This window comes from Caballeronia sp. LZ029 (assembly GCF_031451275.1).
GTDB lineage: Bacteria > Pseudomonadota > Gammaproteobacteria > Burkholderiales > Burkholderiaceae > Caballeronia > Caballeronia jiangsuensis.
This window is the reverse complement of the sequence record NZ_JARUXO010000003.1, coordinates 1,134,443-1,149,942: the sequence shown is the minus strand read 5'-3', so window position 1 is coordinate 1,149,942 and position 15,500 is coordinate 1,134,443. Positions and strand designations below refer to the sequence as shown.

The following is a 15,500-nucleotide window of genomic DNA, read 5'->3' as shown; positions in this document are numbered from 1 at the left end:
CGCAGCACGTTGCCGTTACGTACAGCTCTTGCGCACGAGCAGTTCAACTGGCACAACGCGTGTACGTGACTCGCCTGAGAATGCGTCGATCCGCTCGGTCAGCATCGAGATTGCAGCATTGGCAAGGCCCGCCGTGTCCTGCCGGATCGTCGTCAACTGGTAGTTTTCGAAACCCGAGGCAGGGATATCATCGAAACCGACCACGCACAGATCGCCGGGCACGCGCAGGCCATACTGATGCCGGGCTGTATCGATCAGTCCAAGCGCGAGCAGGTCCGAGGAGCAGAACACGCCGTCGGGCTGTGGCGTGCCCTGGAATATGGCGTGTGCGGCGGCGACTCCGGACTCATAGGTATCGGACGTGGTTATGAGCGTTGCGGCATGCAGCGTGCCACCCTCGCGGAGCTTTTCCACTGCGCGCGTAAAGCCTTCCGCGCGCGCCTTTGCGCTGAAGCTCGTCCTTGTCGGCCCGACGAAGACGAGACGCCTGGCTCCCGCGTTTGCCAGCATGCGAACCGCGGAAGAGGCGCCGGCCTCGTTGTCGCTCAAGACGATGTCGGCACCAGGCAGGTTCGCGGCGCGGTTGATCATCGTGACCGGGATACGGTAGTCGAGATACTGTCGTGCGAGGCTGACTGGCGGTGATGCCGATGTCATCACGATGCCTGTGATGCGATAGCTGAGCAGCATCTCGAGCGATTGCTTGATCTGGCGCGGATCTTCGGCGTTCAGCACGAGTGGCGTCAGGGCATGCCGGCTCAACGCGGAGATGATCTGTGCGAGCAGTTTCGCGCGGAAGGGATTTTCGAAGCCGGCCGTGACCACGCCAACCATGCTGCTGCGCTGCATGATCATTTCCCGCGCAATCAGGTTGACCTGATAGCCGAGGGCGCGGGCTGCCTGCATCACGCGCTCGCGCGTCTCCGGCGCGATGCTCGCGGTAGGCGAAAACGCGCGCGATACGGCAGAACGCGACACACCTGCACGCCGCGCAACATCGGCGGCGGTCACCCAGGGCGTTTGTTTCTGTGGCATGTATAACGGGTGAGCGGAAACAAGGCTAGCTTACGGCAGCCTTCGTGATCAGGAGGACGGGAAGACGGGCATCGAGCGATATGTAACGGAAAAAGCAATTCCCGCAGCGCGCACGGCGTGCTGTGCCTGGACAATCCCCTGCACAACCAGAAGACCGACAGCCGACCGTCTGCACGGGGCATGTGCGTCGCCGTTTCAGCGCAATTCATAACCGACCGTACCCGGCACTCCCTTAATATTAACCCATTGCCCCTGATGAACGCTCACCTTGCCGAAACTCCGCTGGTTTGCTGGATGTCGAGCCTTTCCGATGATCTCGCGCTGAACCATTTGACTTTGCCAGGCAGCCACGACACCTGCGCATACACGATCGAGGATCCGCTCGCGAAAACGCAGGGCGCAACACTGGCGGAACAGTTGGCTCATGGTGCGCGGGTACTCGATATTCGCTGCAGGCATCAGGACGATGTCTTTCACATCAATCATGCGCACATCCCACTTGGCCTGATGTTTGAAGATGTGATCGCCGTTTGCGCTGCGTTTCTGGCACGGCATCCTGGCGAATGCATCGTGATGTCGGTGAAGGACGAATGCGGCTCCCGGGACTGCACGCGCAGCTTTGCGCAGACGTTCGGGTCTTATGTCCGGCACCATGCGGGGCCACGCTGGTATCTGGGCGAGACGATTCCGAGTCTGGGCGAAGTGCGCGGCGCGATCGTGCTATTGCGACGTTTCGCCAGTGAGTCTGCGCTGGGCATCGATCTGTCCGCGTGGCCTGAGAATGACACGTTCGAATTGAACTTGCCGAATGCGGCCTTTTCCATTCAGGACGAGTACCGCGTGCCAGTACGGGCATCGATTGACTACAAGTTTCGCGTGATCGAAGCACTACTCGTTCACACCGGACGAAGCAGTCTGGAGCGCTGGATGATCAATTTTTGCAGTGGCACCGGGATGGGTGCTAACCCACGTATGGTGGCATGCGGCGACGATGGGCGGCGCGGTATCAACGACATGCTGGTCGGGCGCCTCGCCGGCCACGATGGACCGTGCGGAACCGTGATGATCGACTTCTGTGAGTATGCGGACTGGGCACTGGTTCGTGCGCTGGTGGCGCGCAATACCCCTTTAGTGCCTGATATCGGCACGGTACAAATGGCAGGGCGGTAGCCGGTGTGGAAGGGTGAAATCGGGAACGGGTAGCGCTGACAGAACGTCACTTCCCGACTCTTTAGCAAACCAAAATAATCGGTGATTTCATGATATTTGCATTGTCCCTCTCTACGAGTGAGAGGTCACCAATGCCTTCATCGGGTTTTGGAAAATATTTAGTATACCAAATTAGATATATACCTTCATCTCGCATTGCGCCTCAGGCAATTTTGCAATAAATCGTCGACTCCATCTTTTCTCTCGGAAGGCGATCGGCAGCCAGAAAAAGGACTCCAGCGCGGCGCGCGATCACGCATTCGACCGCGATGTTCTATCCCGCAACGCAAGCGATCTCGGCATGTTGTCGCACGATTTTCGAAACGTGCCGCTCGATTGTTTACAAACACCGTCATGCTTCTAAGATCGGTCACCAATCGATGCGACGCTCTCGTCGGTTTCACGATGGCGTCGGTTGTCGTCGACGTGAAGGCAGAGGCTTGTCATGCGTTTTCCAGCAGATCAGCACCTGCGACAGAGTACGGATCGTGCTCGCAAAGTCTCGCCGCCGCGGGTGCGAACACTCTTTGACGATTGCGTGCAGGGCGGCTCGAGTCAAACGCGAACAGCTCTCTGTGCCTTGATTGACCGCGGTTCCACCGATCCGCAAGACGCGTAGCGAAACTGAGACGGATGCTGATCAGCAGGTTATTTATGCTGCTTTCAGTCGCAATCGCCGGTAAAATCCGGCGCTACCGTTTTAATGGCCGGACGGCGCGCCAGATTCGCGCGTTTGACTCCTAAATATTCCGGCCGTCATGCCGTTAACCTGATCTTATTCAACGTACTCGATATATAAGCGCTGGGTGTGTCCATGCCTGGGTGGGCGCGTTATGGCGTACCTCCGTCGGTCCTCTCTGCCCGGTTAAAAGAATTCTCACGCGAACACCGACATGCCCGATACGCGCTGGACTATTCCGGTTGCTCGCTGGTCATTGTGGCCTGCCGCTGCATCCGCCGCCCCCGACTTAGGCTTCATCGAGCCTTTGACGCGACGCCGGCTCAGCACGCTGTCGCGGGCCGCGCTGAAGGTGGCGCACGACTGCGTTGCGCATGTGCCTGCAGTGCGTCTGGTCTTCGCTTCGCGTCATGGCGAACTGGGCCGCACGACCGAGATCCTGCACACCATCGATGCGGGCAAGACAGTCTCGCCCACGTCGTTTAGTCTTTCCGTGCTCAACACGATGACCGGCGTTTTCGGCATCGTGCGCGGCGACCGCGCACCGGCCAGCGCCCTGTCCGCGGGCACTGAAACCCTCGGCTATGCCTTGCTCGAAGCGTACGCGCAATACGTAACGGACCCTTCGGGCCCGGTACTGCTCGTCTATGCCGACGAACCCGCCGATCCCGCATACGGCACCGTCGAAGATGAAGTCGATGGCGGGGCGCTCGCGATATTGCTCGACTCATCCATGCAAACGGGTCGCCTGGAATGCGCGCGCGCAACGGTCGGCGACGAGACCGATGCCGCTCTCCCAGGCACGACGTTCTCTTCCCAGAGCCATGCCGTGCAGCACTGTCTCGACACGCGCACGGCGAGCGAATGGCGCGGCAAGAACTCGACCTGGCAATGGTCCTGGCATGAAGGCGCTTGATTACTACTGGCGCCTCGTTGCGACGGCTCTCGCATTCGCCTCGTTCGGCGTCTGCGGGCTGGGCTTCTCGCTGATCGTGTTCCCGCTCGCTTCGATCTGGCCGCATCGCGACTCGAAGCAGCGCATTATCGTCGCCATCATTCACGCGTTCTTTCGCGCGCTCGTCGCCGTGCTCGTGCGCGTCGGCGTGATGAAGCTCGACGTGCATGGCGCCCGCGCGCTCAGACGCGACTCGCCGCGCGCGGCCATCGTCGTCGCGAATCACCCGACGTGGATCGACGTGGTGGTGCTGCTCTCGCTCACGCCGCGCGCATGTTGCGTCGTGAAGAGCGCGCACTGGAGCAACCCCTTCTTCTGGGGCGTGATGCGCGCGGCCGAATACGTGAGCAATGCGAACCCCGTCGAGCTCGTCGAAGCAGGCGCACGGCAACTCGCGCGCGGCTACACGATGATCATCTTCCCCGAAGGCTCGCGCAGTCCGACACGCAACCGCATGCACGCGTTCTCACGCGGGTTCGCCCACATGGCCTTGCAGTCGGGCGCGCCCATTCTGCCCGTGCTGATGGACTGTGATCCACCCGCGTTCACGAAAGACATGCGCTGGCACGACGTACCCGAACGTGCATTCCACATGCAGGTGAACGTGCTCGAGCCCCTGCGTGCCGACGAACTCGCCGCACGCGACGAGACACCCGCGCTCGCCGCACGCACGGTGACGAGCGCGATCGAAGCCCACATTACCCGGCATCTGATCGACTATGGATTCTTTAAAGCTTGAAATCAAACGGCTTCTGATCGAAGCGCTTGATCTCGAAGACATGCAGCCCGACGACATCGACGACGACGCGCCGCTCTTCGAGACCGACGGCGTCGGTCTCGATTCGATCGATGCGCTCGAAATCGGCATCGTGCTGCGCGAACACTATCAACTGAACATCGCGGCCAATGACGAGCATACGCGAGAACATTTCCGTTCGATCAACACGCTCGTCGCGCTGGTGGCGAGCCAGCGCGAGCTTGCGCATGCTGCGGACGAAGCCGAGAAACAAGGGGAATGACCGTGACCGAGAATGAAATTCTTGAGCGCATCCGCGCCATCTTCGAAGAGAACTTCGGCATTGCGCCGGAGCGCGTGACGCCCGAGGCCTCCCTGTTCGAAGAGCTCGATCTGGACAGCATCGACGCCGTCGATCTCGCGATCAAGCTGCAGGAAATGACGGGCCGCCGTATCAAGCCCGAAGAATTCAAATCGGTGCGCACGGTCGCGGACGTGGTCGCCGCCGTCGAGTCATTGCTCGTCGAGCAGGAATGATGCAGTCGCAGACCGCGCACGCGCCAAGCAGTCAGACCACCGATGCAAAGGCGCGAGGCTGGACCGGATTCGCGCTGAACGTCGCGTTCAAGCTCGCTTATCCGGCCGTGATCCTGGGCGCGTGGTTCTGGAACGCGCCGCGCTACGCCGGCTGCCTGCTGTTCGCGCTGATCTGGCTGCAGCGCTGCATTGGCACGGGTGTCGTCAGCGTGTCGCTGCGCAGGCTCACGCGCGTCGACTGGATCGTCGCCTTCATGCTGAGCGCCGCGTCCGCCGCGATCGTGTGGACCGATAGCGAACGCCTGTTGCATATCTATCCGTCGCTCGTGAACCTCGGCTTGCTGATCGCGTTCGGCGCGACGCTCGTGCGCGGCCCGTCGATGATCGAAAAATTCGCGCGCATCGGCACGCCCGATCTGAGCGCCGCCGCCGTGCGTCACACGCACCGCGTCACGCAAATCTGGTGCGTGTTCTTTGCCGCCAACGGCCTGTTCGCGCTCTATACGGCGTTGTACTGGCAGCGCGAGGCATGGTCGCTGTACAACGGCGCGATCTCGTATGGACTCGTCGGCGTGCTGCTCGTGGGTGAAATCGTGTGGCGCTATCTCGTGATCCTGCCGCGCGCGCGGCGAGCGGAGGCGGCATGATCGCGCTGCACGATTTGCTGTGCGCGCCGAGCGATGCGCAGAGACCCGTCTGCCGCGACGATCGCGCCGCAAGCGCGAACACGATCATCACGCACGCGGCTTTCCGCACGCGCACGGCGGTCCTCGCGTGGTGGCTGCGCGAGCAGTCGGCGCGCCGCTACGCGTTGTGCATCGACGATCCGTTCGACTTCGCCTGCGCGCTCTTCGCGCTGTTCGCGTGCGGCAAGGAGCCGGTGATTCCCGCGAGCTCGGCGCCCGGCTATCTCGCCGATCTCGCCCACGCGTACGACGCCATGCTGACCGACGACGACATCCGCGCGCTGGCCGCGACGGAATCGATCGGGGTCGCCGCGTCGCCGAAGCCGATGCCGATCGACCCGCACGCACCGCTCACGCTCTACACATCGGGCAGCAGCGGCAGCCCGAAGCCGATCCGCAAGACCCTCGCACAGTTCGATGTCGAAGTGCGCACGCTCGAACGCGAATGGGGCGCGCTCATCGGCGACGCGACGATGCTCGCGAGCGTGGCGCATCGGCACATTTACGGGCTGCTGTTTCGCGTGATGTGGCCGCTCGCGGCGGGCCGCGCATTCGATCGCGCGTTGTGCGCGGAGCCGCGGCAAGTGCAGCTGCGCATCGCGTGCTGCGGCGCGACCGTGATGGTGTCGTCGCCGGCGCAACTCGTGCGCTGGGCCGCGCTGGCCGGTTTCGATGAACTGACGCCCGCGCCGCGCGTGTTCTTTTCCTCGGGCGGCCCGCTCGCGGCGGACGCCGCGCACGACTACGCGCGCGTGTTCGGCGACGCGCCCGTCGAAATCTACGGCAGCACGGAAACCGGCGGCATCGCGTGGCGCAGGCAGAACGAAACGCCGGCGTGGCAGCCGCTCGCCGGCGTCGATGTGCGTCGCGCGGACGACGGCGCGCTCGAAGTGCGCTCGCCGCATCTGGGCCACGGCGACTGGCATCGCACCGACGATGCGATTGCCTTCGACGATGACGGCCGCTTCAGCCTGCAAGGCCGTCTCGATCGCGTGATCAAGCTCGACGGCAAGCGCGTGTCGCTGCCGGAGATGGAGGCGCGGCTCGCGCTGCATCCGTATGTGACGCAGGCGTGCGTCGTGCCGCTCGCGGGTGCATCGCGCGAGCGCGTGGGCGCCGTCGTCGCGTTGAGCGATGCGGGCAGCGCCGCGCTGCGCGACGAAGGCCGCGTCGCGCTCGCGAAAGCGCTGCGCCGTCATCTCGCCGCGTATTTCGACGTCGTTCTCTTGCCGCGCCGCTGGCGTTTTCGCATCGCACTGCCGTTCGATGCGCGCGGCAAGCTGCCCGTCGCGACGGTCGCGGCGTCGTTCGGCACGCGCGCCGAAGGCTTTGAAGTGCTCTCCGAAACGCGCGACGGCGACAATCTGCACTATGAGTTGCGCGTGCCTTCCACGCTCGCTCACTTCGACGGACATTTCCCGAATCTGCCGATCCTGCCAGGCGTCGTACAAGTCGACTGGGCGATCCGGCTCGCGTCGGAGCACATCGCGGGCACGCGCGACGCGGCATCCGTCGATCGTCTCAAGTTCATGGCGCCCGTGCCGCCCGGCGCGCTGCTCGATCTGCGGCTCGCGCACGATGCGGCGCGCCGCCGCGTGCAGTTCGCATATCGGCTGAATGGACGCGACTGTTCGTCGGGCGTTGTCGTGTACCGGGAGCGCGCATGAGCGGCGCGAACCTGCGGACGTGCATCGTCATTCCGATCTACAACCACAAGGATGCGATCGGCGGCACCGTCGCGCGCCTGGCCGTGCACGGCCTGCCGATGTTCGTCGTCGACGACGGCAGCGACGAGGCCACGCAAGCCGTCCTCGCGCAGCTCGGCGGGCAGTACGGCGAACAGATGACGCTGCTGCGCCTGCCCGTCAACGGCGGCAAGGGCGCAGCCGTGATGGCGGGTTTGCGCGCGGCGCGGCGCGCGGGCCACACGCACGCATTGCAGATCGACGCCGACGGCCAGCATGACGCGAACGACGTGCCGCGCTTTCTCGCGGCCGCGCGGGCCGAACCCGGCGCGGTGATTCTCGGGCGTCCCGTCTACGACGAAAGCGTGCCGAAGTCGCGTCTCTATGGTCGCTACCTGACGCACGTGTGGGTCTGGATCGAGACGCTGTCGTTCACGATCCGCGATTCGATGTGCGGCTTTCGTTTGTATCCGCTCGATGCGGTCTGCGCGCTGATCGACAGCGTGCGGCTCGGCACGCGCATGGACTTCGACATCGAAATTCTGGTGCGCCTGCATTGGCGGCGTCTCGCGTTCCGCACCGTGGCAACGCGCGTCGTCTACGCGACGGATGGCGTGTCGCACTTCGACGTGCTGTGGGACAACGTGCGCATCAGCGCGAGTCATACGCGGCTCGTGTGCGGCATGCTGCTGCGTCTGCCGATGCTCCTCGCGCACAAGGCGATGCCGCGCAAGACGTCCGCCGCCACGCGCGCCGAGAGCGGCTGGTGGCGCGTCGCCGAGCGCGGCAGCCGGCTCGGCATGGCACTGCTCGCGCTCAGTTGCCGTCTGTTTGGCGTGCGCTTCACGGGGCTGTGGCTGCATCCCGTCGTCGGCTATTTTCTGCTGACGGGGCGCGATGCGCGCGCCGCATCGCATCGATACTTCGCGCATCTGGAGCACGCCGCGCCGGGCGAGGGCACGCCGCGTCCGGGCTGGCGTTCCACGTATCGGCAGATGCTCGCGTTCGCGCAGTCGGGGCTGGACCGGTTCGCCGCGTGGTCGGGCCGGATCGCCGAAGACGACGTCGTGTTCGACGATCCCGCCGCGTTCGAAGCACTCGTCGCGAGCGGACGTGGCGCGCTCGTCATCGGCGCGCATCTCGGCAATCTCGAAATGACGCGCGCGCTCGCGGTGCGCAATGGCCGCGCAAAAGTGACGGCCGTCGTCTACACGGAGCACGCAAAGCGCTTCAACAGCGTGCTGTCGACGGCCAACGCCGACTTCGCCCGGCGGCTCATGCCGGTGAGCGGCTTCGGTCCCGATACGTCGATGATGATGAAGGAACGCATCGACGCGGGCGAATTGCTCGTGATCGTCGGCGATCGCGTGCCCGCGCACGAGTCGGGCCGCACGACGGAGACGCACTTCCTCGGCGCGACAGCGCCGTTCGCGCAAGGGCCGTATGTGCTGGCGCATGCGCTCGGCTGTCCCGTCTATCTGTTTTTCTGCCTGAAAGAGCGCGACGCGAAACGCGGCACGTGCCATCGGCTGTATTTCGAGCCGTTCGCGGAGCGCATCGCATTGCCGCGCCGTGAACGCGCGCAGCACATCGCGACGTGGGCGCAGCGCTACGCGTCGCGGCTCGAACACTATTGCCGCAAGGCTCCATATCAATGGTTCAATTTCTTCGATTTCTGGGCGCGTCCCGGCAAAACGATGACGGAAGGCTCCGCGCCCAGAGGAAACGATGTCCGAGCATGATCTGATCGACGAGGTGCGCGCGCCGCGCAAAGCGACCGCGGTAACCTTCGGTGGGCGGCATCTGACGATCGAAGAGGTTGTATCGATTGCGACGCGCCGCACGCCCGTGGCCCTGAACGGCGACGCCGGCTGGCGCGCGCGCATCGAGCGCGGCGCGGACTTTCTGCGCCGCCATCTCGCGGCCGGCAAGACCGTGTATGGCGTGAACACCGGCTATGGCGATGCATGCGTCGTCGATGTGCCGATGGAACTCGTCGAGGCGCTGCCGCTGCAACTCACGCGCTATCACGGCTGCGGCATGGGCGCGTATCTCGATGACGAAGCGACGCTCGCCGTGATCGCCGCGCGTCTGAATTCGCTGGCGTACGGGTTTTCCGGCGTGCGTCTCGTGCTGCTCGAACGGCTCGCGGACCTGATCAATCATCGCGTGCTGCCGCGCATTCCGTCGGAAGGCTCGGTTGGCGCGAGCGGCGATCTGACGCCGTTGTCGTACGTGGCGGCGGCTTTGGTCGGCGAGCGCGACGTGATGTTCGACGGCAGCTTGCGCGATGCCGCCGGCGTGTGGTCCACGCTCGGCGTGACGCCGCTTACGCTCGCGCCGAAGGAAGGGCTCGCGCTGATGAACGGCACGGCCGTGATGACCGGCCTCGCGTGTCTCGCGTTCGCGCGCGCGCGTCATCTGACGCGTCTTGCCGCGCGTCTCACGGCGCTCTCCACGGTGGCGCTCGATGGCCGCGCCGCGCACTTCGACGCGACGATCTTCACAGTCAAGCCACACGCGGGCCAGGCCGAAGCCGCCGCATGGATTCGCGCCGATCTCGCGGGCCGCAACGACACGCCGGGCCATCGTCTACAGGACCGCTATTCGATCCGCTGCGCGCCGCACGTGATCGGCGTGGCCACCGACGCGCTCACGTGGATGCGCCGCGACATCGAGAACGAACTCAACAGCGCAAACGACAATCCGCTGATCGATCCCGACGAAGAGCGCGTGCTGCACGGCGGCAACTTCTACGGCGGCCATATCGCGTTCGCGATGGACGCGCTGAAGACGGCCGTCGCCAATCTCGCGGATTTGATGGATCGCCAGCTCGCGCTGATCGTCGACGACAAGTTCAACAACGGCCTGCCGCGCAATCTGACCGGCGCAACGCATGGGCGCGCGCCGATCAATCACGGCTTCAAGGCCGTGCAGATTTCGGCGTCCGCGTGGACCGCCGAGGCGCTCAAGCACACGATGCCCGCGAGCGTGTTCTCGCGCTCGACCGAAGCGCACAACCAGGACAAGGTCAGCATGGGCACGATCGCCGCGCGCGACTGTCTGCGCGTGCTCGAACTGACGGAGCAGGTCGCGGCCGCGCACACGCTCGCCGCCGTGCAGGCGTTGAATCTGCGTCTGCGTCTCGATCCGGAAACGCCCGTGCCCGCGCCGCTGCGCGAGTTCGCGGCGACGATCGCATCGGTTTCGCCGTTCGTCGCCGAAGACCGTGCGCTGGAGCGCGATCTGCGCGCGTTGACGGCGCGCATCGCGGCGTGCGCTCTGGTCGATGCCGATGCAAAGGAAGCGCGTCATGGCTGAAGTCGCGCAGGCTCGCACGCTCAAGGCGAGCGCGATCGTCGAAGTGCCGTTTCACGATGTCGATGCGATGAACGTGTGCTGGCACGGCCACTATCTGAAGTATTTCGAAGCGGGACGCTCGACGCTGCAGCGCGCGTTCGACTACGACTATCGCGAGATGCAGGCGTCGGGCTATGTGTGGCCGGTCGTCGAGGCGCATCTGAAGTACGTGCGGCCCGCGACCTACGGACAGCGCATCGAAGTGCGCACGGAACTGCTCGAATACGAGAACCGCCTGAAGATCGGCTATGAAATCGTCGATTGCGAAACGGGCCAGCGTCTGACCAAGGGCTATACGATCCAGGTCGCCGTCGATGCGGCCACGCAGGAATTGCAGTTCGTGTCGCCGCCTGTCTTGTTCGAAAAGCTGGAGCGCGTATGGGCGGTTTGAAGCTGCTCCGTGCGTTGCTCGTCTTGTTGCTGTTCACGGCGGCGCCATTGCATGCTGCATCCGGCAATCAGGCGCTCGTCGCGCAGGTGACATCGCGGCTCGCGCAGATGAAAGGCGTGCGCGCACAGTTCACGCAGACGCAGACGCTCTCAGCGATGAAGCAGCCGCTCGTGAGCACGGGCACGCTGGTGTTCATGCGCGATCGCGGCGTGATCTGGCGCGTGGAAACGCCTTATGCGGCGACGTTCGTCATCACCGATGCAGGCGTCACTGAAGTCGACGCGAACGGCAAGCGCATCCGCACGAAGAGCGCGCAAGGCGTGCGCGGCGTCGCGCAGGTCTCGAAGATGATGCGCGCGATGCTCGGCGGCGATCTCTCCGCGCTGTACTCGCAGTTCGATGTCGATGCGCACGGCTCGGCTTCGGACTGGACGCTCGACCTTGCTCCGAACCAGCCGCAACTCGCGCAGGCGATTCGCGGCTTGCACATGACGGGAGGCGCTTTCCTGCGCAGCCTGCGGATCGATCTCGCGAGCGGCGATACTACGCGCATCGAGTTCACGAAGAGCGAAGCGGCCGACGATCTGCCATCCGCCGAACGCACCTTGTTGGGCGCGCCATGAGCCTCGCGCACGGGCAGCGCACGAGGATGTCGATGTGGGGTGTTCGCGCCGCATGGATCGCGCTCGCGCTCGTCGCGGTGCTGTATTGCGTGCATCGTTTCAGCGGACCGTCGCCGCTGGAGACGAATCTGCTCGCGCTGCTGCCCGCGACCGAAGCGAATCCCGTCGCCGAAAAGGCCGTCGATCAGCTCTCGAACGCGCTCGGCGACCGCACGGTGTTCCTCGTGTCGAGCCGTGACGCGGATCACGCGAAGGCCGCCGCGAAACGACTCGGCGCGACGCTGCAGGCGAGCGGCGCGTTCGCGTCCGTGACGGCGGAGCTGCCGCCATTCGATATCGCGCGGATCGGCGCGCTCTACACGCCGTATCGCTTCGGCCTGCTGACACGCGACGACCGCGATGCTCTCACGCACTCGTCCGAAAAAAGCGCTGCATCGCTGTACGACGCGCTGATGCAGCGCATCTACAACCCCGTGCGCGGCCCGCTCGCAACGCAGCTCGCCGTCGATCCGTTCGGGTGGCTCGAACACTGGCTGTCCGACCTGCCGCTCGCGACGTCGAACCTCGATCTCGAAGACAACATGCTCGTCGCGCATCGCGGCGACACGACGAGCGTGCTCGTCGTCACGACGCTCAACGGCTCCGCCTACGAATCGCGCGTGCAGCGTGCGGTGCTGTCGGCGGCGTCGCAGGCGGAAACGTCGTTGCACGCCGCATGGCCCGATGCGTCCGTCGCGCGCGCGGGCGCCGTGTTTTACGCGGAATCGGCGCGACGTGCGTCGGAGCGCGAAGTGCATCTGATCGGCATTGCGTCCGCATGCGGCATCGCGTTGCTGATGCTGTGGGTGTTCCGCTCGCCGCGTCTGTTGCTGCTCGGATTCATGTCCACTGCGCTCGGCATCGTTTTCGCACTGGCCGTCACGATGGCCGTGTTCGGCAAGCTCCATCTGCTGACGCTCGTGTTCGGCGCGAGCCTGATCGGCGAGGCCGTCGATTATTCGATTCAGTACTTTGTCGTCTATCTCGGCGCGCCGCGCAACTGGGATGCGAAGCAAGGCGCGCGTTCGGTGCGGCCCGCGCTTTCCGTGGCGCTTGCCACGAGCCTGCTCGGCTATGCGATTCTCGCGTGGGCGCCGTTTCCCGCGCTCAAGCAGATCGCCTGCTTCGCGATGACGGGTATCTGCGTCGCGTTCGCGTCGGTCATGTGGCTGCTGCCCGCGATGTTGTCGAACGGGCCGAAGGCCACTCAGCGGCGTCTCTTTGCGCGCGCGGCCGTGCTGCTGCAACGCTGGCAGCGCGCGATCGGCGGGAAGCGTTCGTGGGCCGTCGCCGTCGCGCTCGTCGTCGTTTGCGCGCCGGGCTGGCTGCTGCTCAAGAGCGACGACGATATCCATTTGCTGATCCAGCGCGATCCGGCGCTCGTCGCGCAGGAGAATCAGGTGCGCGATGCGGTCGGCATCGACAATACCGCGCAGTTTTTCGTGGTGCAGGGCGCGACGCAGGACATCGTGCTGGAACGTGCCGAAGCGCTGGGCGCGAAACTCGATGCGCTTTCGGGCGATCGGTCGGTGGACGGATGGCGCTCGATCACGCAGTTCGTGCCGTCGGCGCGGCGTCAGGCCGAAGACCGTGCGCTCCTTGCGCAACATGTCTTCGCCGATCCGGCCGCGTTGCGCGCGACGCTGCTGCAAGCGGGCTTCCGTGACGACATCGCGGACGAGTGGATCGACTCGTTCGCGCAAGCGCCAACGCAAACGCAGCCGCTGACGGTCGAGCGCTGGCTCGCGGCGAGTTGGTCGAAGCCGTTTTCTCATTTGTGGCTCGGCGCCGTCGATGCCAACGGTCAGCACGGCTACGCGGCCATCGTGATGCCGCGCCGCGTGATGCCGCAGAACCTGCACGCGCTGATCGCAACGGCGCGTGCGACCGAAGGCGTCGTGTTCGTCGACAAAGCCGCGAGCGTGTCGGCGCTGTTCGGCGAATATCGCGTCGATAGCGCCATCTGGCTCGCCGGCGCGCTGCTGCTCGTGCTCGTGCTGGTGATGACGCGCTATCGGCTGCGCGGCGGTATCGCGACGACGTTGCCCGTGCTGCTCGCCATCGGCGTGACGCTCGCGGCGTTCGGCTATGCGCGCGTGCCGCTCAATCTGTTCAACTGCCTCGCGCTGATGCTGGTGCTCGGCGTCGGCGCGAACTACGCCGTGTTCCTGCGCGAAGGATGCCTGCGCGACGGTGCCGATCTCGGCGCGGTCTGGACGGGCGTGTTGCTGTCGGCTGCGACGACGCTGCTGTCGTTCGGCATGCTCGGCATGAGCGGCATGCCCGCGCTGAAGAGCTTCGGCCTCACGCTCACGCTCGGCATTCTGGTGGCGGTGCTGCTCGCACCGATGGCCTTGCCAAACGAAGGGAGACAACACGCATGACACTGCCGCCTGTCTATCTGCATGCGCTCGGCATGATCAACGCACTCGGCGACGACACCGCTGCAATCGCGTCCGCGCTCGCTGCATCGCAATCGCCCGGCATGGGACCTGTGTCCATGAAAAACGGCGATGCGTTCGTCGGCCGTGTGCTTGCGCCGCTCGATATCGCACCGCCCGCCGCGCTCGAACGCTTCGACTGCCGCAACAACCGCTTGCTGCTCGCGGCGCTCGAACGGATTCGCCCGGAGATCGAAACGGCGCGTCAACGCTATGGCTCCGCGCGCATCGGCGTGGTGCTCGGCACCAGCACGTCGGGCGTCGGCGCAGCGGAAGAAGCGTTCGCTCATCGCACGAAAACGGGCGCGTTGCCGGCGCACTTCGACTACCGGCAGATGGAAATCGGCACGGCCGCGCCGTTCGCGGCGGCCGCGCTGAACCTGCAAGGCCCGGCGTTCACGATCTCGACGGCCTGCACGTCGAGCGCGAAAGCGTTCGCGTCGGCGCGGCGTCTGCTGCAACTGAACCTGTGCGACGCGGTGATCGTCGGCGGCGTCGATACATTGTGCGAGCTGACCGTGCAGGGCTTCGCCTCGCTCGATTCGGTCAGCCCCGTGCGCACCAATCCGATGAGCCGCAACCGCAACGGGATCAACATCGGCGAAGGTGCGGCCGTGTTTCTGATGACGCGCGACGAAAGCGCCGTGCGTCTCGCCGGCGTGGGCGAATCCAGCGATGCGCATCATGTATCGGCACCCGATCCGCAAGGCGTCGGCGGCGAAATGGCGCTGCGTGCGGCGTTTGCGGATGCCGGCGTGATGCCTGGTGACATCGGCTATGTGAACATGCACGCCACGGCCACGCGCAAGAACGATGAAATGGAAGCGCGTCTGATGGCGCGCGTATTCCCGGACGGCGTGCCCGCGAGCGGCACCAAGCCGTTCACCGGGCATCTGCTCGGCGCGGCGGGCGCGACGGAACTCGGCTTTGCATGGCTCACGCTCGCACGCGACGACGTTCCGTTGCCGATGCATGCGTGGGACGGCGAAGCCGACACCGCGTTGCCCGCGCTCGATCTCGTGCAGACGAAGCGCCGCCTTTCGCGCGTGGCGGGCACGCGCCATGTCATGACCAATTCGTTCGCATTCGGCGGCAGCAATGTCAGCCTGATTCTGGCGGGCTGA

Annotated in this window: 14 protein-coding genes; 13 read left to right on the top strand and 1 reads right to left on the bottom strand. The window is 65.0% G+C overall.

The genetic code is table 11. The annotated features are described in order from the left end of the window. Window positions 1-15: 15 nt before the first annotated feature. Window positions 16-1,035 carry a LacI family DNA-binding transcriptional regulator gene (locus tag QCE73_RS24670; RefSeq protein ID WP_309883969.1) on the bottom strand — a complete coding sequence of 340 codons (1,020 nt, stop codon included), beginning with the start codon at window positions 1,033-1,035 and terminating at the stop codon, window positions 16-18. A 255-nt stretch (window positions 1,036-1,290) separates the two neighbouring features. Here QCE73_RS24670 and QCE73_RS24665 point away from each other — a divergent pair, with 255 nt between their 5' ends. From QCE73_RS24665 to QCE73_RS24605, 13 genes are all read left to right on the top strand, one after another. Continuing rightward, window positions 1,291-2,205, top strand: a complete 915-nt coding sequence (locus QCE73_RS24665; protein ID WP_309883968.1) for a phosphatidylinositol-specific phospholipase C — start codon at window positions 1,291-1,293, stop codon at window positions 2,203-2,205. A 932-nt stretch (window positions 2,206-3,137) separates the two neighbouring features. Continuing rightward, entirely contained in the window at window positions 3,138-3,839 is a 702-nt protein-coding gene (locus QCE73_RS24660; protein ID WP_309883967.1) for a beta-ketoacyl synthase chain length factor, read from the top strand. Further along, on the top strand, window positions 3,826-4,617 hold the full coding sequence (locus QCE73_RS24655; RefSeq protein ID WP_035500588.1) for a 1-acyl-sn-glycerol-3-phosphate acyltransferase: 792 nt from the start codon (window positions 3,826-3,828) through the stop codon (window positions 4,615-4,617). Before QCE73_RS24660 ends, QCE73_RS24655 begins: the two co-directional genes overlap by 14 nt. Further along, on the top strand, window positions 4,598-4,897 hold the full coding sequence (locus tag QCE73_RS24650) for a phosphopantetheine-binding protein (protein ID WP_035500590.1): 300 nt from the start codon (window positions 4,598-4,600) through the stop codon (window positions 4,895-4,897). The genes QCE73_RS24655 and QCE73_RS24650 overlap by 20 nt, the downstream gene beginning before the upstream one ends. A 2-nt stretch (window positions 4,898-4,899) precedes the next feature. Beyond that, complete coding sequence (locus QCE73_RS24645; RefSeq protein ID WP_238211965.1) at window positions 4,900-5,151, top strand: acyl carrier protein; 252 nt, start codon at window positions 4,900-4,902, stop codon at window positions 5,149-5,151. Continuing rightward, a complete protein-coding gene (locus tag QCE73_RS24640) occupies window positions 5,148-5,798 on the top strand; it encodes a hypothetical protein (RefSeq protein WP_309883966.1) in 651 nt (216 codons plus the stop codon). The genes QCE73_RS24645 and QCE73_RS24640 overlap by 4 nt, the downstream gene beginning before the upstream one ends. Beyond that, window positions 5,795-7,504: an AMP-binding protein gene (locus tag QCE73_RS24635; RefSeq protein WP_309883965.1), complete on the top strand. Its 1,710-nt coding sequence runs from the start codon at window positions 5,795-5,797 to the stop codon at window positions 7,502-7,504. Before QCE73_RS24640 ends, QCE73_RS24635 begins: the two co-directional genes overlap by 4 nt. Beyond that, window positions 7,501-9,264, top strand: coding sequence for a glycosyltransferase (locus QCE73_RS24630; protein ID WP_309883964.1), 1,764 nt, complete (start codon window positions 7,501-7,503; stop codon window positions 9,262-9,264). The genes QCE73_RS24635 and QCE73_RS24630 overlap by 4 nt, the downstream gene beginning before the upstream one ends. After that, window positions 9,251-10,843 (top strand): aromatic amino acid ammonia-lyase, encoded by a 1,593-nt coding sequence (locus tag QCE73_RS24625; RefSeq protein ID WP_309883963.1) that lies wholly within the window; start codon window positions 9,251-9,253, stop codon window positions 10,841-10,843. The genes QCE73_RS24630 and QCE73_RS24625 overlap by 14 nt, the downstream gene beginning before the upstream one ends. Then, window positions 10,836-11,273 carry a thioesterase family protein gene (locus QCE73_RS24620; protein WP_035500663.1) on the top strand — a complete coding sequence of 146 codons (438 nt, stop codon included), beginning with the start codon at window positions 10,836-10,838 and terminating at the stop codon, window positions 11,271-11,273. The genes QCE73_RS24625 and QCE73_RS24620 overlap by 8 nt, the downstream gene beginning before the upstream one ends. Further along, on the top strand, window positions 11,261-11,896 hold the full coding sequence (locus QCE73_RS24615; protein WP_309883962.1) for an outer membrane lipoprotein carrier protein LolA: 636 nt from the start codon (window positions 11,261-11,263) through the stop codon (window positions 11,894-11,896). Before QCE73_RS24620 ends, QCE73_RS24615 begins: the two co-directional genes overlap by 13 nt. A gap of 32 nt (window positions 11,897-11,928) precedes the next feature. Beyond that, the gene (locus tag QCE73_RS24610) at window positions 11,929-14,319 is read left to right on the top strand and encodes an MMPL family transporter (protein ID WP_309883961.1); all 2,391 of its coding nucleotides are present in this window, start codon (window positions 11,929-11,931) and stop codon (window positions 14,317-14,319) included. Further along, entirely contained in the window at window positions 14,316-15,500 is a 1,185-nt protein-coding gene (locus tag QCE73_RS24605; RefSeq protein ID WP_309883960.1) for a beta-ketoacyl-[acyl-carrier-protein] synthase family protein, read from the top strand. Before QCE73_RS24610 ends, QCE73_RS24605 begins: the two co-directional genes overlap by 4 nt.